We start from the raw sequence: 14,751 nt of genomic DNA on the forward strand, positions 1-14,751 counted from the left end.
GTGAACCGTTGAGCAGGATCACCAATGCGCACCGACCTAGCGAAGCAGGATTGCAGATAAAACCGGGAAATGCGGCGCTTAAGCCCAAGCAGGCTTGCTCCGGGCCAACCACCCTTGCCGATGGCTAACCCGGATGCGTCAAGAATCAGCGTTCCAGCAGAATCCGCAGCATGCGCCGCAGCGGCTCGGCAGCACCCCAGAGCAACTGATCGCCGACGGTGAAGGCGCCCAGGTACTGCGAGCCCATGTTCAGCTTGCGCAAACGCCCAACCGGCACGCTCAGGGTACCGGTCACCGCGGTCGGGCCCAGCTCGCGAATGCTTGCTTCACGCTGGTTGGGCACCAGCTTGACCCACGGGTTGTGCTGGCTGATCAGCTGCTCGATGTCAGCCATCGGCACATCCTTGTTCAGCTTGATGGTCAGTGCCTGGCTGTGGCAACGCATGGCACCGATGCGCACACACAGGCCATCGACCGGAATCGGATTCTTGTTGCGCCCGAGGATCTTGTTGGTCTCGGCCTGGCCTTTCCACTCTTCACGGCTCTGCCCGTTTGGCAGTTCCTTGTCGATGTAGGGGATCAGGCTGCCGGCCAGCGGCACACCAAAATTGTCCACCGGGAAGCCTTCGCCGCGCATCGCCTCGGCGACTTTGCGATCGATATCGAGAATAGCGCTGGCCGGATTGGCCAGATCGTCAGCCACAGCACCATGAATAGCGCCCATCTGCTTGATCAGCTCGCGCATATTCTGCGCACCCGCCCCGGATGCGGCCTGGTAGGTCATGGCGCTCATCCATTCGACCAGGCCGGCCTCGTACAGACCGCCCAGCGCCATCAGCATCAGGCTGACCGTGCAGTTGCCACCGATGTAGTTCTTGATCCCGCTATCCAGCGACTGGTCGATGACCCTGCGATTCACCGGGTCCAGCACGATCACCGCATTATCGGCCATGCGCAGCGCCGAAGCAGCGTCGATCCAGTAGCCGTCCCAGCCGGCTTCCAGCAGCTTGGGGAAAACCTCGTTGGTGTAATCACCACCCTGACAGGTAAGGATCACATCCAGGCCTTTCAGCTCATCGATGCTGTAGGCGTCTTTCAGCGGGGCAATGTCCTTGCCAACATCCGGCCCCTGCCCGCCCACATTCGAGGTGGTGAAGAACACCGGTTCGATCAGGTCGAAATCCCGCTCTTCCAGCATCCGCTGCATGAGCACCGAACCCACCATACCGCGCCAACCGATCAGACCTACGCGCTTCATAGCACTACACCTTCAAAGAGAGAGTCATTCCGCCACCTGCGCGGCGGAGCGAAAGATTACAGACTGCGCAGTGCCTCGACTACCGCATCACCCATGGCTGCCGTACCGACTTTAGTCTTGCCTGCCGACCAGATATCACCGGTGCGCAGCCCCTGATCCAGCACCAGGCTGACGGCACGCTCGATGGCATCTGCCGCTACCACCTGGCTGAAGCTGTAGCGCAGCAGCATCGACACCGAGAGGATGGTCGCCAGCGGGTTGGCAATCCCTTTGCCGGCGATATCCGGCGCCGAGCCGTGGCAGGGCTCGTACATGCCCTTGTTGTTGGCATCCAGCGAAGCCGACGGCAGCATGCCGATGGAGCCGGTAAGCATCGAGGCTTCGTCGGAGAGGATGTCACCGAACAGATTGTCGGTGACCATCACGTCGAACTGCTTGGGTGCCCGCACCAGCTGCATGGCGGCGTTGTCGACGTACATATGGCTCAGCTCGACATCCGGGTAATCCCTGGCCACTTCCTCGACCACGGCGCGCCACAACTGGCTGGACGCCAGCACGTTGGCCTTGTCCACCGAGCACAGCTTCTTGCCGCGCACACGCGCCATATCAAAACCGACACGGGCAATCCGGCGGATTTCGCTTTCACTGTACGGCAGGGTGTCGTAGGCCATGCGCTCGCCGTTCTCCAGCAGCTTGCTCTCGCGCGGCTGGCCGAAGTAGATGCCACCGGTCAACTCACGCACGATCAGGATATCCAGACCGGATACCACTTCCGGCTTCAGCGACGAAGCGTCGGCCAGCTGCGGATAGAGAATCGCCGGGCGCAGGTTGGCGAACAGCCCCAGTTGCGAGCGGATTTTCAGCAGGCCGCGCTCCGGGCGCAGGGCCGGCTCGATGGCATCCCACTTCGGGCCACCCACGGCGCCGAGCAGAATGGCATCGGCGGCGCGCGCGCGCGCCAGGGTTTCATCCGCCAGCGGTACGCCGTACTTGTCGTAGGCGGCGCCGCCCAACTCGTCGAAGCTCAGCTCGAAGCCCAGGCTGTACTTGGCGTTGGCCAGCTGCAGCACCTTGACCGCTTCGGCCATGATTTCCGGGCCGATACCGTCACCAGGGAGAACCAGAATCTGCTTGCTCATCGCATTCCTCTATTCCGTAGGATGGATAACGGCCAACGGCCTTATCCACCGAAATTCATGGTGGAAAACGCTTTTCGGCTTCCCACCCTACACATCACTTGATCGCGCCGAACAACCAGGGGTTGCTCTGCTGGTGCTTGCTTTCGAAGGCCTTGATCGCGTCACTGTCCTGCAGGGTCAGGCCGATGTCGTCCAGACCATTGAGCAGGCAGTGCTTGCGGAAGGCGTCCACCTCGAAGTGGTAGACCTTGCCGTCCGGACGGGTCACGGTCTGCGCCGCCAGATCGACGCTGAGCTGGTAGCCCTCGCAGGCCTCGGCCTGCTGGAACAACTCGTCGACTTCCGCCTCGGTCAGGATGATCGGCAACATGCCGTTCTTGAAGCTGTTGTTGAAGAAGATGTCGGCGTAGCTCGGCGCGATCACCGCACGGAAGCCGTACTCTTCCAGCGCCCAGGGCGCATGTTCACGGCTGGAGCCACAACCGAAGTTCTCCCGCGCCAGCAACACGCTGGCGCCCTGATAACGCGGGAAGTTCAGCACGAAGTCCTTGTTGAGCGGACGCTGCGAGCAATCCTGGCCCGGCTGACCGACATCCAGATAGCGCCACTCGTCAAACAGGTTCTGGCCAAAGCCGGTACGCTTGATCGACTTCAGAAACTGCTTGGGAATGATCTGATCGGTGTCGACGTTGGCACGATCGAGCGGAGCCACCAAGCCTGTATGTTGGGTAAACGCTTTCATCATTCAGCTCCTTGCTTGCTCAACTCGCGCACATCGATAAAGCGCCCGGTCACCGCAGCGGCCGCAGCCATCGCCGGGCTGACCAGGTGGGTACGCCCGCCGGCACCCTGACGCCCTTCGAAGTTGCGGTTGGACGTCGACGCACAATGTTCGCCACTGCCCAGCTTGTCCGGGTTCATCGCCAGGCACATCGAGCAGCCCGGCTCACGCCATTCAAAACCGGCCTCGATAAAGATCTGGTCCAGCCCTTCGGCCTCGGCCTGCGCCTTGACCAGACCGGAACCCGGCACCACCAGCGCCTGCTTGATGGTGCTGGCGACCTTGCGGCCCTTGGCCACGTCGGCAGCGGCACGCAAATCTTCGATGCGCGAGTTGGTGCAGGAGCCGATAAACACCCGGTCCAGCTGGATCGAGGTGATTGCCTGGTTGGCCGAGAGGCCCATGTACTTCAAGGCGCGCACGATCGAGTCGCGCTTGACCGGGTCGGCTTCGGCGGCCGGGTCCGGCACTTGCGCATCCACCGGCAAGACCATCTCCGGCGAGGTGCCCCAGGTCACCTGCGGCTTGATCTGTGCGGCATCCAGCTCGACCACGGTATCGAAGTGCGCATCGGCGTCGGACACCAGATCGGCCCAGACCGCGACCGCCTTGTCCCAGTCCTCGCCCTTCGGCGCAAAGGTGCGACCCTTGACGTAGGCGATGGTCTTGTCGTCAACAGCCACCACACCGACCCGTGCTCCGGCTTCGATGGCCATGTTGCAGATGGTCATGCGGCCTTCCATCGACAGGTCGCGAATCGCGCTGCCGGCAAATTCCAGCGCATGGCCGTTACCACCGGCGGTACCGATCTTGCCGATGATCGCCAGCACGATGTCCTTGGCCGTCACGCCGAACGGCAACCGGCCTTCGACGCGCACCTGCATGTTCTTCATCTTCTTGGCCACCAGGCACTGGGTAGCCAGCACATGCTCGACCTCCGACGTACCGATGCCATGCGCCAGCGCACCAAAGGCGCCGTGGGTCGAGGTGTGCGAGTCGCCACAGACCACGGTCATGCCCGGCAAGGTGGCGCCCTGCTCCGGGCCAACCACGTGGACGATGCCCTGGCGGCTGTCGTTCATCTTGAATTCGAGGATGCCGAAGTCGTCGCAGTTCTCGTCGAGAGTCTGCACCTGCAGGCGCGAGACTTCATCGGCAATCGACTCCAGGCCGCCCTGACGCTCGGCCCTGGTGGTCGGCACGTTGTGGTCCGGGGTGGCGATGTTGGCGTCGACGCGCCATGGCTGGCGACCGGCCAGACGCAGCCCTTCAAAGGCCTGCGGCGAGGTCACTTCGTGGAGGATGTGCCGGTCGATATAGATCAGCGACGAACCATCATCGCGACGCTTTACCTCGTGCGCATCCCAGAGCTTGTCGTACAGCGTTTTGCCGGCCATGGGTCAATCCTCATCTTCGGGCTTGGTCAGTTGGGAGCAATGCGGATTTTTGCCCCTCTTTTCACCAGACAAATCCTAGGGATAACTAACAAATAACTCCAATTCATTCTTTTTATGCTTTGGATAACAATATGGAATGTAAGTTAAACTCCAGCCTCCGTTCCGCCAACCGGGAGCAGCCGCCGTGGACCTCGCCAACCTGAATGCCTTCATCGCCATTGCCGAAACCGGCAGCTTTTCGCATGCCGGCGAACGCCTGCACCTGACCCAGCCGGCCATCAGCAAGCGTATCGCCGGCCTGGAGCAGCAGCTCAAGGTGCGCCTGTTCGACCGCCTGGGCCGCGAGATCGGTCTTACCGAAGCCGGTCGCGCCCTGCTGCCGCGGGCCTACCAGATTCTCGGAGTACTTGATGATACGCGCCGCGCGCTGACCAACCTGAGTGGCGAGATCAGCGGTCGCCTGACCCTGGCCACCAGCCACCACATCGGCCTGCACCGCCTGCCGCCGCTGTTGCGCGCCTTTACCCGCGCCCATCCGCAAGTGGCCCTGGACATCCAGTTTCTCGACTCGGAAGTGGCCTACGAGGAAGTTCTGCATGGCCGCGCGGAGCTGGCGGTGATCACCCTGGCCCCGGACACCCGCGAGCCGGTGCGCGCCGTAGCGGTGTGGGACGATCCGCTGGATTTCGTCGCCGCCCCCGAACACCCGCTGGCGCGCAGTGGCGCCATCAGTCTGGCCGACGTGGCCCGCCACCCGGCCGTGTTTCCCGGCGGCAACACCTTCACCCATCACATCGTGCGCCGGCTGTTCGAGCGCGAAGGCCTGACACCCAACATCGGCATGAGCACCAACTACCTGGAAACCATCAAGATGATGGTGTCCATCGGCATCGCCTGGAGCGTGCTGCCGCGCACCATGCTCGACGACCAGGTGGCTCGCCTGCCGCTGCCGGGAATCCAGCTGGAGCGCCAGCTGGGCTACATCCTGCACAGCGAGCGCACCCTGTCGAACGCCGCCCGGGCCTTCATGACCCTGCTGGACAACCAGCGCTGAGCAACCGGCAGCGTCCTCAGCCCGCGGCAGGGGGACGCGCGCCGGCCAGCAACGCATCCAGCCGAATGCAATCGGTCTCAGGGCGTACCGTGGAGAACAGTTGCAGCGCCTGCGGGTAGCTGCGGCCAAGCATCTTCAACCACTGCTTCAGGCGCCCCGGGGCATAGCGTGGCGCCAGCCGGTTGCGTGACTGCCGCCAGAAGTCCTCGAGCAACAGAAACACTTCGGGCCATTGCAGCGCCGGGACGGCCAGACCGGCACGCTCGGCGGCGATCTGCCGGGCCAGATCCGGCCGGGCCAGCAGGCCGCGGCCGAGCATGATGTCGTTGACGCCACTGACCGTGCGACAACGGCGCCAGTCCTCCAGCGTCCACATCTCGCCATTGGCGATGACCGGCACCCTGACCACCTCGGCGACCCGGGCGATCCAGTCCCAGTGCGCCGGCGGCCGATAGCCATCGAGCTTGGTCCGCGCATGCACGACAATCTGCGCCGCACCGCCGTCCTGCAGCGCCCGCGCGCAGTCCAGCGCCACATCGGCACTCTCGTAGCCCAGGCGCATCTTGGCGGTGACCGGAATCTGCGCCGGCACCGCACGCCGCACCGCAGCGACGATGGCCTGCAGCAACTCGGGTTCACGCAGCAGGATCGCGCCACCACGGGACTTGTTCACCGTGCGCGCCGGGCAGCCAAAGTTCAGGTCGATCACCGGCGCACCGAGTGCGCAGGCCAGCGCCGCGTTCTCGGCCAGGCACTGCGGATCGGAGCCGAGCAGTTGCACGTGCACCGGGGTGCCGGCGCGGGTACGGGCGCCCACGGCCAGTTCGGGAGCCAGCTTGCTGAAACTGGCGGTGGGCAGCAGGCGGTCATTGACCCGAATGAACTCGGTCACGCACCAGTCGATCCCGCCGACGCGCGTCAGCACATCGCGGAGGATCTCGTCGACCACGCCTTCCATCGGTGCCAGGGCGATTTGCACGGGATTGTTCTCGAGAATCAAAGACAGGCAGTTGCCGGGCGCGGGAGTTTACCCGAATGGGGCTGGACTGCGGATTGCTAATCCGCGGCAGACTTGATGACCAGCACCGGGCGGGTGAGCGCGGCGCGCCGAGCCCCCGCTTTCGCCCTTGCCGGGAGACCTGCTTGCCTGACTCGCTGCGCTCGCCCCTCTGACTGCGTCCGGTCGCCAACTGCACCGCTTGTGTAGGGCGGGTGCAACCCGCCGTTGCCGCGCGGGTTGCACCCGCCCTAGCAAATCGAGCGAACCTACAACTCCCGTGGATAATGCTCGATCACCGCCCGGCCATAGCCCTCGACAAACGCGGCCGGCATGCGTCGCGGCTTGCCGCTGGACATCTCGATGCAGGCAAAGGTAGTCAGCGCGCGCAACAGGGTGGCGCCATCCGCCGGTCTGATTACCTGAAAGCGCCGGGTCATCTTGAAGCGCTGATCCGAGTCGATGATCCAGGTGGCCACTTGCAGTTGCTGGCCCAGATAGGCGCTGGCCAGATAATCCACCTCATGCCGCACCACCGCCATGGCCCGGTCCAGGCGCTGATAGTCGGCCACGTCCAGCCCCAGGCTCTGCGAGTGGCTCCAGGCACAGCGCTCCAGCCAGCTGATATACACCGCATTGTTGGCATGCCCGAGGGCATCGATCTCGTCGGCCTGTACCTGCAGGTCGATCACATAGGGGGGGTGAGCAAGATCCCAGTTCATGCGTGATGCTCCAGGCTGGCCGCCAGTTCGCGGGCTTCAAGCGCCAATTGGGTGATCTGATCCCAGGCGCGGGCACGGATCAGATTGGCCGGGGCAATCCAGGTACCACCGACGCAGATGACATTGGGCAGGCGCAGGAAGTTCAGCAGGTTGTCCGTGGTCACCCCGCCGGTGGGGCAAAAGCGGATACCGGTGAACGGCCCCTTGAGGGTTTTCAGCAGCTTGATGCTGGCATTGCCATTGGCCGGGAACAGCTTCAGCGAACGGTAGCCATACTCCAGGCCCAGCAACACTTCCGAAGGGGTCATCACCCCGGGCAGATAGGGCAGGCCCGCACCTTCGGCGGCCGCCGCCAGACGCTCGGTAAGCCCGGGGCTCACGGCAAACTGCGCACCGGCATCGCGCGCCTCGGAAAACTGTTCCGTATGGATCAGCGTGCCGGCGCCGACCAGCAGCTGCGGAAAGGCCTGGCGAATCGCCGCCAGCGCCTCCAGGGCCCGATCGGTGCGCAATGTCACTTCCAGCACCGTGACCCCGCCAGCCTGCAGCGCACCGGCCAGATCGACCGCCAGCGCGACATCCTCCAGCACCAGCACCGGCAGCACCGGGCGCGCACGCTGCAGCACCGCTTCGATTGTCAGACTCATTTCAATCCTCCCATTCCAGGATCGTGGCGCCTTGATCAGCCGGGCCAACCAGTCGCCGTTGTTGCGCAAACAAGTGCAGACCGTAACCTGCGGGTGTATTTTTCGGCACACTGGCAGGCTGACGTTTAGCCCACTCGGACACATCCTGCTCGACGCTCAGGATGCCCTGCACGGCATCCAGCTCAATCCAGTCTCCGTCCTGCAGCCACGCCAGCGGCCCACCCAGCGCGGCTTCGGGGGTCAGGTGCAAGGCTGCCGGCACCTGCCCGGAGGCCCCCGACAGGCGCCCGTCCGTGACCAGCGCCACGCGCTGGCCGGCCTGTTGCAGATTGGCCAGTAGCGGCATCAGTTTGTGCAGCTCGGGCATGCCATTGGCACGCGGCCCCTGGAAGCGCACCACCAGAATCAAATCGCCCTGCAGCTCATTCGCCGCATAGGCTTGCTGCACCGTCGCTTCATCGTCAAACACGCGTGCCTGAGCGCGTACCCGCAAGGCCGATGCCGGCATCGCCGATGTTTTGATAATCGCCCGGCCCAGATTGCCCTGCAGCAAGCGCAAACCACCCTCACTACTGAAGGGCTCGGCCAGGTTGCGCAGGATTTCTGGTGCAGCACTCTGTACCGGCAGCTCGCGCCAACTCAGACGGCCCTGATCGAGCCAGGCCTCTTGTGTGTACGCCGCCAAGCCGCCTGCGGCGGCATTCGGCACATCCGCATGCAGCAGGCCGCCACCGAGCAGCTCGCGCAACAGCCAGGCCGGGCCACCGGCCGCCTGGAACTGGTTAACGTCGGCCGCGCCATTGGGATAGACCCGTGCCAGCAGCGGCACCACCCGGGACAGCTCGGCAAAATCTTCCCACTGCAATTCGTAGCCGGCAGCACGGGCAATCGCCGGCAGGTGCAGCGTGTGGTTGGTCGAGCCGCCACTGGCCAGCAAGGCCACCACGGCGTTCACCAGGGCCCGCGCATCCACCTGCCGGCCCACTGGCAGGTAGCGTTCGCCTTTCAAACTGTTGCGGGCTACCAGCCGCGCCGCCTCGGCAGTCAGCGCGTCACGCAGCGGCGTATGCGGATGCACGAAGGCGCTGCCCGGCACATGCAGGCCCATGGCTTCCATGAGCAGCTGATTGGTGTTGGCGGTCCCGTAGAAGGTGCAGGTACCGGCCTCGTGGTAGGCCGCCTGCTCGGCCGCCAGCAACTCCTGGCGAGTCGCCGCGCCGCTGACGAAGCGCTGGCGCACGGCGGCCTTGTCCTTGTTCGCCAGCCCCGAGCGCATCGGCCCGGCCGGCACGAACACGGCCGGCAGGTGGCCGAAATGCAGGGCACCGATCAGCAGGCCGGGGACGATCTTGTCGCACACGCCCAGGTACAGGCCGCCATCGAAGATGGCATGGGTCAGGCCGATGGCAGTGGCCTGGGCAATCAGGTCGCGCGAGAACAGCGACAGCTGCATGCCCGGCGCGCCCTGGGTGATGCCATCGCACATGGCCGGCACGCCGGCGGCAAACTGCGCGGTGGCACCCACGCGTGCCAGGGCAACTTTCAGTTGTTCAGGATAATCATGCAGGGGCTGATGCGCCGAGAGCAGGTCGTTGTAGCTGGAGATGATGGCAATGTGCGGCGCACCGCCCTGCTTCATGATCAGCCGGGCATCCTCTGGTTGCGCCGCCAGGGCATGGGCCAGATTGGAACAACCCAGGTGCTGCCGCGCGGGGCGCTCCGCAGCTTCCTGCAGCCGGGCCAGATAGGCTTGCCGGCGCTTCTGCGAGCGCTGTTCCAGGCGCGCAGTGACTTCCTCGACAACGATATGCAGCATGCAGCATGCCCCCAGCGTCAGAATCCTCGCCGCCAGTGTACCGGCTCAGGGCGCCCAATAAATGTTTGCGCGCACAGCTGACTGCCGGAGCAGCGCATGCAACGGCCACTCGCGACTGGTCACGGTATCGGCCAGCACCGCCTCGATCAACTCGCGCTTGCGCTCACCAAACGCCAACAGCCCCAGCCAGCGCGTGCTCAGCAGCATGGCCAGATTGAGTGACAGGCGAGTCTGCGGCGCCTGTGGTGCCAGCCCGACCAGCGCTGCCGGTGGCTGCGCCGCATCCAGCGCCTGCGCCAGCCCGGGCATGCGCGGAAACAGCGAGGCAAAATGTCCGTCCTCACCCATGCCCAGCAGCACCGCGCTGAAGGGCAACCAGTCGTGCAGCGCGGCGCCCCACGCAGCCGCAGCCTGCGCCGGTTCGGCATGCAGGCGCGGATCAAGGCAAAGGGCGGTGGGCAGGCCTTGCTGCAACAGGTTCCAGTTGCTCTGCGGATGCCCGGCCGGCACCCAGCGCTCATCGGTCGGCGTGACCCGCACCCGCGACCAATCCAGGGCAGCTCCTCCCAGACCGGGCAGCAGCGCTCGTGGACTGCTGCCGCCCGGCAGCAGCAGGCTGGCTTGACCCAAGGCGGTCAGATCGGCACTCAGCCGGGCAACCAGTATCGACGCAAGAGCATCCAGGGCTTGGGTACGACTCGCAAACTCGAAGAAATTCATGGGTGCGATGCTTTGACTGCTACGGGGACCACATCATGCCCCGGATGGGTGCCGCGCTCTATGCCCTTGGCCGCCCTGTTCAGCGGATTGAGCCGGGGCAGGCCATCTGTTCAGGGGCTTGTGGGCGAAATCGGAACCAGCGCAGGAAATGCCGGCCCACCCAGGGAAACAACGCATGGGGCGCTTGGCGACCCGGCCGCATTCGCCACTTGGTAAAGAGCATCGGCACACAAGCGCGATAGCTGACAGGAGGTATCCATGAACTTACGAAAAACCACACTCTCGATGGTTCTGGCCCTGAGCAGCATGCTCTGCGCGACTGCGCTGCTTGCACAGCAGCTCCCGCAATGGTGCGGAGTACCTGACCCGTACCGGCGGCTCAGGCCGCGTCCAGCATGGCTCAGAGCAAGAACTTGCCAATCATGAAGGCTGCGATGGCCGGCGGAATGGCCAGGCCGGTCCAGGCGATGCAGCGGGTCCAGTGAATCCGCTGCTCATCGCTGGCCGAATCCCTGGCCCGCCTGAACACGAAGCTGTAGCACCAGTAGTTGATCAGGATGGCGCCGCCGCCCAGCGCGATCTTCAGCCACAGCAGCGCGCTGACGTGCTCGACCCTGCTCAGCATCCACAAACCGCTGAGCAGAATCACGCTGACCGCCGGCAGCTCGAACAGCGGGTCACTCCAGGCGTGGATTTTCGCCGCCATCTCGCGCCGCGAGGGGTTGTTGGCGTAGAGCTCCATCACCGTTTCCATCGCCAGCAAGCCGAATCAGAAGGTGGCGGCGAACAGGTGCCAATCCAGGATGCTCATGGGGTGCAACCCCCTTACTGCTTCATGTTGCTGTAGATGATGCTGGTCAACTGCTCGACACCGAAGCGCGCCGGCTTCTGCCGTGGCGGGAACGCCTTGAAGCTTTGCAGCCACTGGGCCACGTAGGCCTGGGTCGGCACCAGCAGGAACAGGTGCTCGGCCTGCCAGCGGTCGTAACCAAAGCTTTCCCGCGCGGCACGCTCGAAAGGGTCGGCGTGCAGGTCGAAGATGTAGGGCAGGCGCAGCACCTTGTAGGGCTCGCGCCAGACGTCCATGCCTTCCGCCGTCTGCTCCATGAAGAGAAACTTGTACTTGCCCTGGCGGATCGCCGACAGGTCGCCGTCGTCGGTCCAGTAGATGAACTCGTTGCGCGGCCACTCGCCTTTGCCGGCCAGCGCCGGCAGCAGGTTGTAGCCGTCCAGATGCACCTTGAAGGTCGAGCCTGCAGCGCTGTGGCCTTGCAGCAACTTCTGCTTGATGTCGGGCTCACCGGCCGCGGCCAGTAGCGTCGGCAGCATGTCCTCGTGGGCTGCAATCTGGTTGTTCACGGTACCCGGCTTGATCATCCCCGGCCAGCGGATCAGGGTGGGCACACGGAAGCCGCCTTCCCAGTTGCCGCCCTTCTCGCCGCGGAACGGGGTGGTGCCGCCATCCGGCCAGCTCATCACCTCGGCGCCGTTGTCGGTGGAAAACATCACGATGGTGTTGTCGGCGATGCCCAGCTCGTCCAGCTTGTCGAGCACCTGGCCAACGTAGTCGTCGGCTTCGGCCATGCCGTCGGCGTAGATGCCCTCGCCGGTGCGCCCCTGGGATTCCTTCTTCAGGCGGGTCCAGATGTGCATGCGGCTGGTGTTCAGCCAGACGAAGAACGGCTGGTCGGCCTGGTGCGCGCGCTCCATGAAATTCAGCGCCGCCGTGGTGAACTCTTCATCCACGGTCTCCATGCGCTTCTTGGTCAGCGCGCCGGTGTCCTCGACGCGACCGTCGGCGTAGCTGTGGATCACCCCGCGCGGACCGAAGCGCTTGCGGAACTCGGGATTCTTCGGGTAGTCCTCGTGCTCCGGCTCGTCCTCGGCGTTGAGGTGGTAGAGGTTGCCGAAGAACTCGTCAAAACCGTGCTGGGTCGGCAGGAACTCGTCGCGGTCGCCCAGGTGATTCTTGCCGAACTGGCCCGAGGTGTATCCCAGTGGCTTGAGCAGTTCGGCGATGGTCGGGTCTTGCTTGCTCAGGCCCAGGGGTGCGCCCGGCAAGCCCACGCGGGTCAGCCCGGTACGGATCGGCGCCTGCCCGGTGATGAACGCGGAACGCCCGGCGGTACAGCTCTGCTGGCCGTACCAGTCGGTGAACAGCGCGCCCTCCTTGGCGAGGCGGTCGATGTTGGGGGTCTGGTAACCCATCATGCCGTGGTTGTAGGCGCTGACATTGGACCAGCCGATGTCGTCGCCCCAGATCACCAGGATGTTGGGGCGCTCGCTCGCGGCCTGGGCCGTCAGTGCGAGCAGCGCCAGTGCGCCGAGCAGTAGCCGCCATGTTTTGACCATTAGATGTACTCCTCTGTGTTGTCGTAGCGGTCGGCCAGCACGGGCCGCCTGGTTCAACGTTGCTCGGTAAAAGGCTACCGGCGCCATGCCAGTACCGCTGGTCTTTTCCGCTGCTTTTCTGGTCCCTTGCGCTGAGTTGGCTGCGTGCAGAACCGATAAAGCCGAGCGCTGACACAAACCGCGAGGGGTGGACAGATCAACTGATGCGCCGCTCGCAGCCTTCCCAGTATTTGTCCTGCACCTTGCGGCGCAGCACCTTGCCCACCGCCGACAGCGGCAGCTCGGCGACGAAGGCGACGCTGTTGGGCGACTTGATCGCGCCGATGGCCGCCTTGACGTGGGCAATCAGCGTCTTCTCGTCGACCGCGGCACCTTCGCGCAGCATCACCTCGGCGTGCACCAGCCCAGGTCGACGATGACCTCCTTGGGCCGACGACCGATGTCTTCGAGCAAAATCGTTGTCTGCTCCAGTTGCGCGTTCAGAACATGTCCGTCTTGGGGTTGCCGGGGAAGGTTCGGGCGCCGATCATCAGGCCACTTTTGCGCGTGACGGCAATACTGGCCTTACTCCCCATGAAACGAGGCACGGTCGGCCGCGTAGTGCTTCAGCGCTAGAAAATAAAAACCGGAGGCGATGACGCTGATGATCGGTACCGTCATCATTGCGTTTTGCAAGCCGATCTGGTCGCCCAGCCAACCGGTCACCACCGGCCCCGGCGCCATGCCCAGGAGGGCATAGCACATCGCCATCACGGCAAAGCTGGTGGCGTGTATGCTCGATGGCGTCAAATCGGCCACCACCGCCGCCGAGGGCCCGCTAAAGCCTGCACTGAGCATCAGGCCACTGCCAATCAGGAAGAATTGCAGACTGCCCGCCGGCAAACTGAACGCCAGGAACAACACCAGTGCCGACCCCAGACAATAGATCGCCGACAGACGCAAGCGGTTCAGTCGATTTTTCCGGCTCAGGCGATCGACCAGAATGCCGCCACCGATCATGCCGATGCTGGTGCACACCACCAATAGACCGGTAGACAGGGCGGCCTTGGATGGCTCCAGACCGTGATAGCGATTGAGGAAGCTCGGCATCCAGGCCAGATAAGCGCCCTGAAGGAACATGCCCAAGCCGACGCCAAGAAAGGTGAAGATCGTGGTGCGCTTGGCGAAAAGCAAGCGAAACACCGCTCGCAAACTCGGACGAGGTGCATCCGCCGGCCCAGTCCGCGGCGGCTCTTTCACCACAAACGGGAAGGAAATGGCCAGCACCAAGCCAAACAAGCCGATGATGATAAAGGACATCTTCCAGCCCAGATATTTGGCGATCAGTCCGCCGAGGACAACACCAAACACCGCCCCGATCATCCCTGCGGCAAGAAACGCCCCCAGCACCGTCGCGTGCAGCCGGGCAGGGAAGACTTTGGCCAACATAGCGGAGCCCGCGCTACCGTACCCTGCCTCGCCCAGCCCAACGAAGGCGCGCGCGATCAGCAGCATGGTGAAATTGACCGAGAAGCCACAGGCAATGGTCGCGAGCGCCCAGATCAAGGCCATCAGCGTAATGCTCTTGACCAGGCCAATCCGGTCGGCGAGGAACGCAATCGGCACGCTCATGATGCCAACCATGAGCGCCACGACACTGACCAACGAGCCCAGTTCAGTATCACTCAAGTGCCAGTCGGCCTTGAGGAACGGGAACAGCACGTTGATCACCTGGCGCGACAGGTAGTCCGACACCATCAGTCCAAAGGCCATGGCGAAGACGGTCCACGCGTACAGGCGCTTGACCGGGTAGGGCTCGTCAAGTGCTGGCGGCACACTGCTCTGGGGGACGGCTATAGCCAAGGGGTTCTCCGCAGCAAGAGGATCGG

At 64.1% G+C, this 14,751-nt stretch carries 14 protein-coding genes; 1 reads left to right on the top strand and 13 read right to left on the bottom strand.

The features are described 5' to 3' along the window. Positions 1 to 145: 145 nt before the first annotated feature. From asd to leuC, 4 genes are all read right to left on the bottom strand, one after another. Complete coding sequence (gene asd / locus ISX93_RS03710) at positions 146 to 1,258, bottom strand: aspartate-semialdehyde dehydrogenase (RefSeq protein WP_195777366.1); 1,113 nt, start codon at positions 1,256 to 1,258, stop codon at positions 146 to 148. Between the two features lie 56 nt (positions 1,259 to 1,314). Continuing rightward, a complete protein-coding gene (gene leuB, locus ISX93_RS03715) occupies positions 1,315 to 2,397 on the bottom strand; it encodes a 3-isopropylmalate dehydrogenase (protein ID WP_195777367.1) in 1,083 nt (360 codons plus the stop codon). Positions 2,398 to 2,491: 94 nt separating this feature from the next. Continuing rightward, on the bottom strand, positions 2,492 to 3,139 hold the full coding sequence (gene leuD, locus ISX93_RS03720) for a 3-isopropylmalate dehydratase small subunit (protein WP_195777368.1): 648 nt from the start codon (positions 3,137 to 3,139) through the stop codon (positions 2,492 to 2,494). Further along, positions 3,139 to 4,575 carry a 3-isopropylmalate dehydratase large subunit gene (gene leuC, locus ISX93_RS03725; protein ID WP_195777369.1) on the bottom strand — a complete coding sequence of 479 codons (1,437 nt, stop codon included), beginning with the start codon at positions 4,573 to 4,575 and terminating at the stop codon, positions 3,139 to 3,141. Before leuC ends, leuD begins: the two co-directional genes overlap by 1 nt. Before the next feature lie 184 nt (positions 4,576 to 4,759). On the opposite strand from leuC, the gene ISX93_RS03730 reads away from it, so the two are divergent. Continuing rightward, positions 4,760 to 5,629: a LysR family transcriptional regulator gene (locus ISX93_RS03730; RefSeq protein ID WP_195777370.1), complete on the top strand. Its 870-nt coding sequence runs from the start codon at positions 4,760 to 4,762 to the stop codon at positions 5,627 to 5,629. 16 nt (positions 5,630 to 5,645) lie between these two features. Here ISX93_RS03730 and ISX93_RS03735 read toward each other — a convergent pair whose 3' ends face one another. The 9 genes from ISX93_RS03735 to ISX93_RS03775 all read right to left on the bottom strand — a co-directional run bounded on the left by ISX93_RS03735 (position 5,646) and on the right by ISX93_RS03775 (position 14,725). Further along, a complete protein-coding gene (locus ISX93_RS03735) occupies positions 5,646 to 6,608 on the bottom strand; it encodes a tRNA dihydrouridine synthase (RefSeq protein WP_195777371.1) in 963 nt (320 codons plus the stop codon). A gap of 287 nt (positions 6,609 to 6,895) precedes the next feature. After that, positions 6,896 to 7,348 carry an acyl-CoA thioesterase gene (locus ISX93_RS03740; protein ID WP_195777372.1) on the bottom strand — a complete coding sequence of 151 codons (453 nt, stop codon included), beginning with the start codon at positions 7,346 to 7,348 and terminating at the stop codon, positions 6,896 to 6,898. Further along, positions 7,345 to 7,995 carry a bifunctional 4-hydroxy-2-oxoglutarate aldolase/2-dehydro-3-deoxy-phosphogluconate aldolase gene (locus ISX93_RS03745; protein WP_195777373.1) on the bottom strand — a complete coding sequence of 217 codons (651 nt, stop codon included), beginning with the start codon at positions 7,993 to 7,995 and terminating at the stop codon, positions 7,345 to 7,347. Before ISX93_RS03745 ends, ISX93_RS03740 begins: the two co-directional genes overlap by 4 nt. 1 nt (position 7,996) lies before the next feature. After that, positions 7,997 to 9,808, bottom strand: coding sequence for a phosphogluconate dehydratase (gene edd / locus ISX93_RS03750; RefSeq protein ID WP_219840990.1), 1,812 nt, complete (start codon positions 9,806 to 9,808; stop codon positions 7,997 to 7,999). 48 nt (positions 9,809 to 9,856) lie between these two features. Beyond that, on the bottom strand, positions 9,857 to 10,531 hold the full coding sequence (locus tag ISX93_RS03755; protein ID WP_195777375.1) for a 6-phosphogluconolactonase: 675 nt from the start codon (positions 10,529 to 10,531) through the stop codon (positions 9,857 to 9,859). 400 nt (positions 10,532 to 10,931) lie between these two features. Further along, the gene (locus ISX93_RS03760; protein ID WP_195777376.1) at positions 10,932 to 11,273 is read right to left on the bottom strand and encodes a hypothetical protein; all 342 of its coding nucleotides are present in this window, start codon (positions 11,271 to 11,273) and stop codon (positions 10,932 to 10,934) included. 83 nt (positions 11,274 to 11,356) lie between these two features. After that, positions 11,357 to 12,883 carry an arylsulfatase gene (locus tag ISX93_RS03765; RefSeq protein WP_195777377.1) on the bottom strand — a complete coding sequence of 509 codons (1,527 nt, stop codon included), beginning with the start codon at positions 12,881 to 12,883 and terminating at the stop codon, positions 11,357 to 11,359. A 196-nt stretch (positions 12,884 to 13,079) separates the two neighbouring features. Next, complete coding sequence (locus ISX93_RS03770; RefSeq protein ID WP_195777378.1) at positions 13,080 to 13,268, bottom strand: AMP-binding enzyme; 189 nt, start codon at positions 13,266 to 13,268, stop codon at positions 13,080 to 13,082. 179 nt (positions 13,269 to 13,447) lie between these two features. After that, positions 13,448 to 14,725, bottom strand: a complete 1,278-nt coding sequence (locus ISX93_RS03775) for an MFS transporter (RefSeq protein WP_219840985.1) — start codon at positions 14,723 to 14,725, stop codon at positions 13,448 to 13,450. Between the last annotated feature and the right edge of the window lie 26 nt (positions 14,726 to 14,751).

Origin of the sequence: Pseudomonas sp. N040 (genome assembly GCF_015637705.1) — a bacterium.
Lineage (GTDB): Bacteria > Pseudomonadota > Gammaproteobacteria > Pseudomonadales > Pseudomonadaceae > Aquipseudomonas.

Excerpts from the sequence above, each read along its gene's own strand:
- ISX93_RS03760 (WP_195777376.1), bottom strand. The coding sequence starts at position 11,273 with ATGGAGCTCTACGCCAACAACCCCTCGCGGCGCGAGATGGCGGCGAAA.
- ISX93_RS03745 (WP_195777373.1), bottom strand. The coding sequence starts at position 7,995 with ATGAGTCTGACAATCGAAGCGGTGCTGCAGCGTGCGCGCCCGGTGCTG.
- ISX93_RS03765 (WP_195777377.1), bottom strand. The coding sequence starts at position 12,883 with ATGGTCAAAACATGGCGGCTACTGCTCGGCGCACTGGCGCTGCTCGCA.
- leuC (WP_195777369.1), bottom strand. The coding sequence starts at position 4,575 with ATGGCCGGCAAAACGCTGTACGACAAGCTCTGGGATGCGCACGAGGTA.
- ISX93_RS03770 (WP_195777378.1), bottom strand. The coding sequence starts at position 13,268 with ATGCTGCGCGAAGGTGCCGCGGTCGACGAGAAGACGCTGATTGCCCAC.
- leuB (WP_195777367.1), bottom strand. The coding sequence starts at position 2,397 with ATGAGCAAGCAGATTCTGGTTCTCCCTGGTGACGGTATCGGCCCGGAA.
- ISX93_RS03755 (WP_195777375.1), bottom strand. The coding sequence starts at position 10,531 with ATGAATTTCTTCGAGTTTGCGAGTCGTACCCAAGCCCTGGATGCTCTT.
- asd (WP_195777366.1), bottom strand. The coding sequence starts at position 1,258 with ATGAAGCGCGTAGGTCTGATCGGTTGGCGCGGTATGGTGGGTTCGGTG.
- ISX93_RS03740 (WP_195777372.1), bottom strand. The coding sequence starts at position 7,348 with ATGAACTGGGATCTTGCTCACCCCCCCTATGTGATCGACCTGCAGGTA.
- leuD (WP_195777368.1), bottom strand. The coding sequence starts at position 3,139 with ATGAAAGCGTTTACCCAACATACAGGCTTGGTGGCTCCGCTCGATCGT.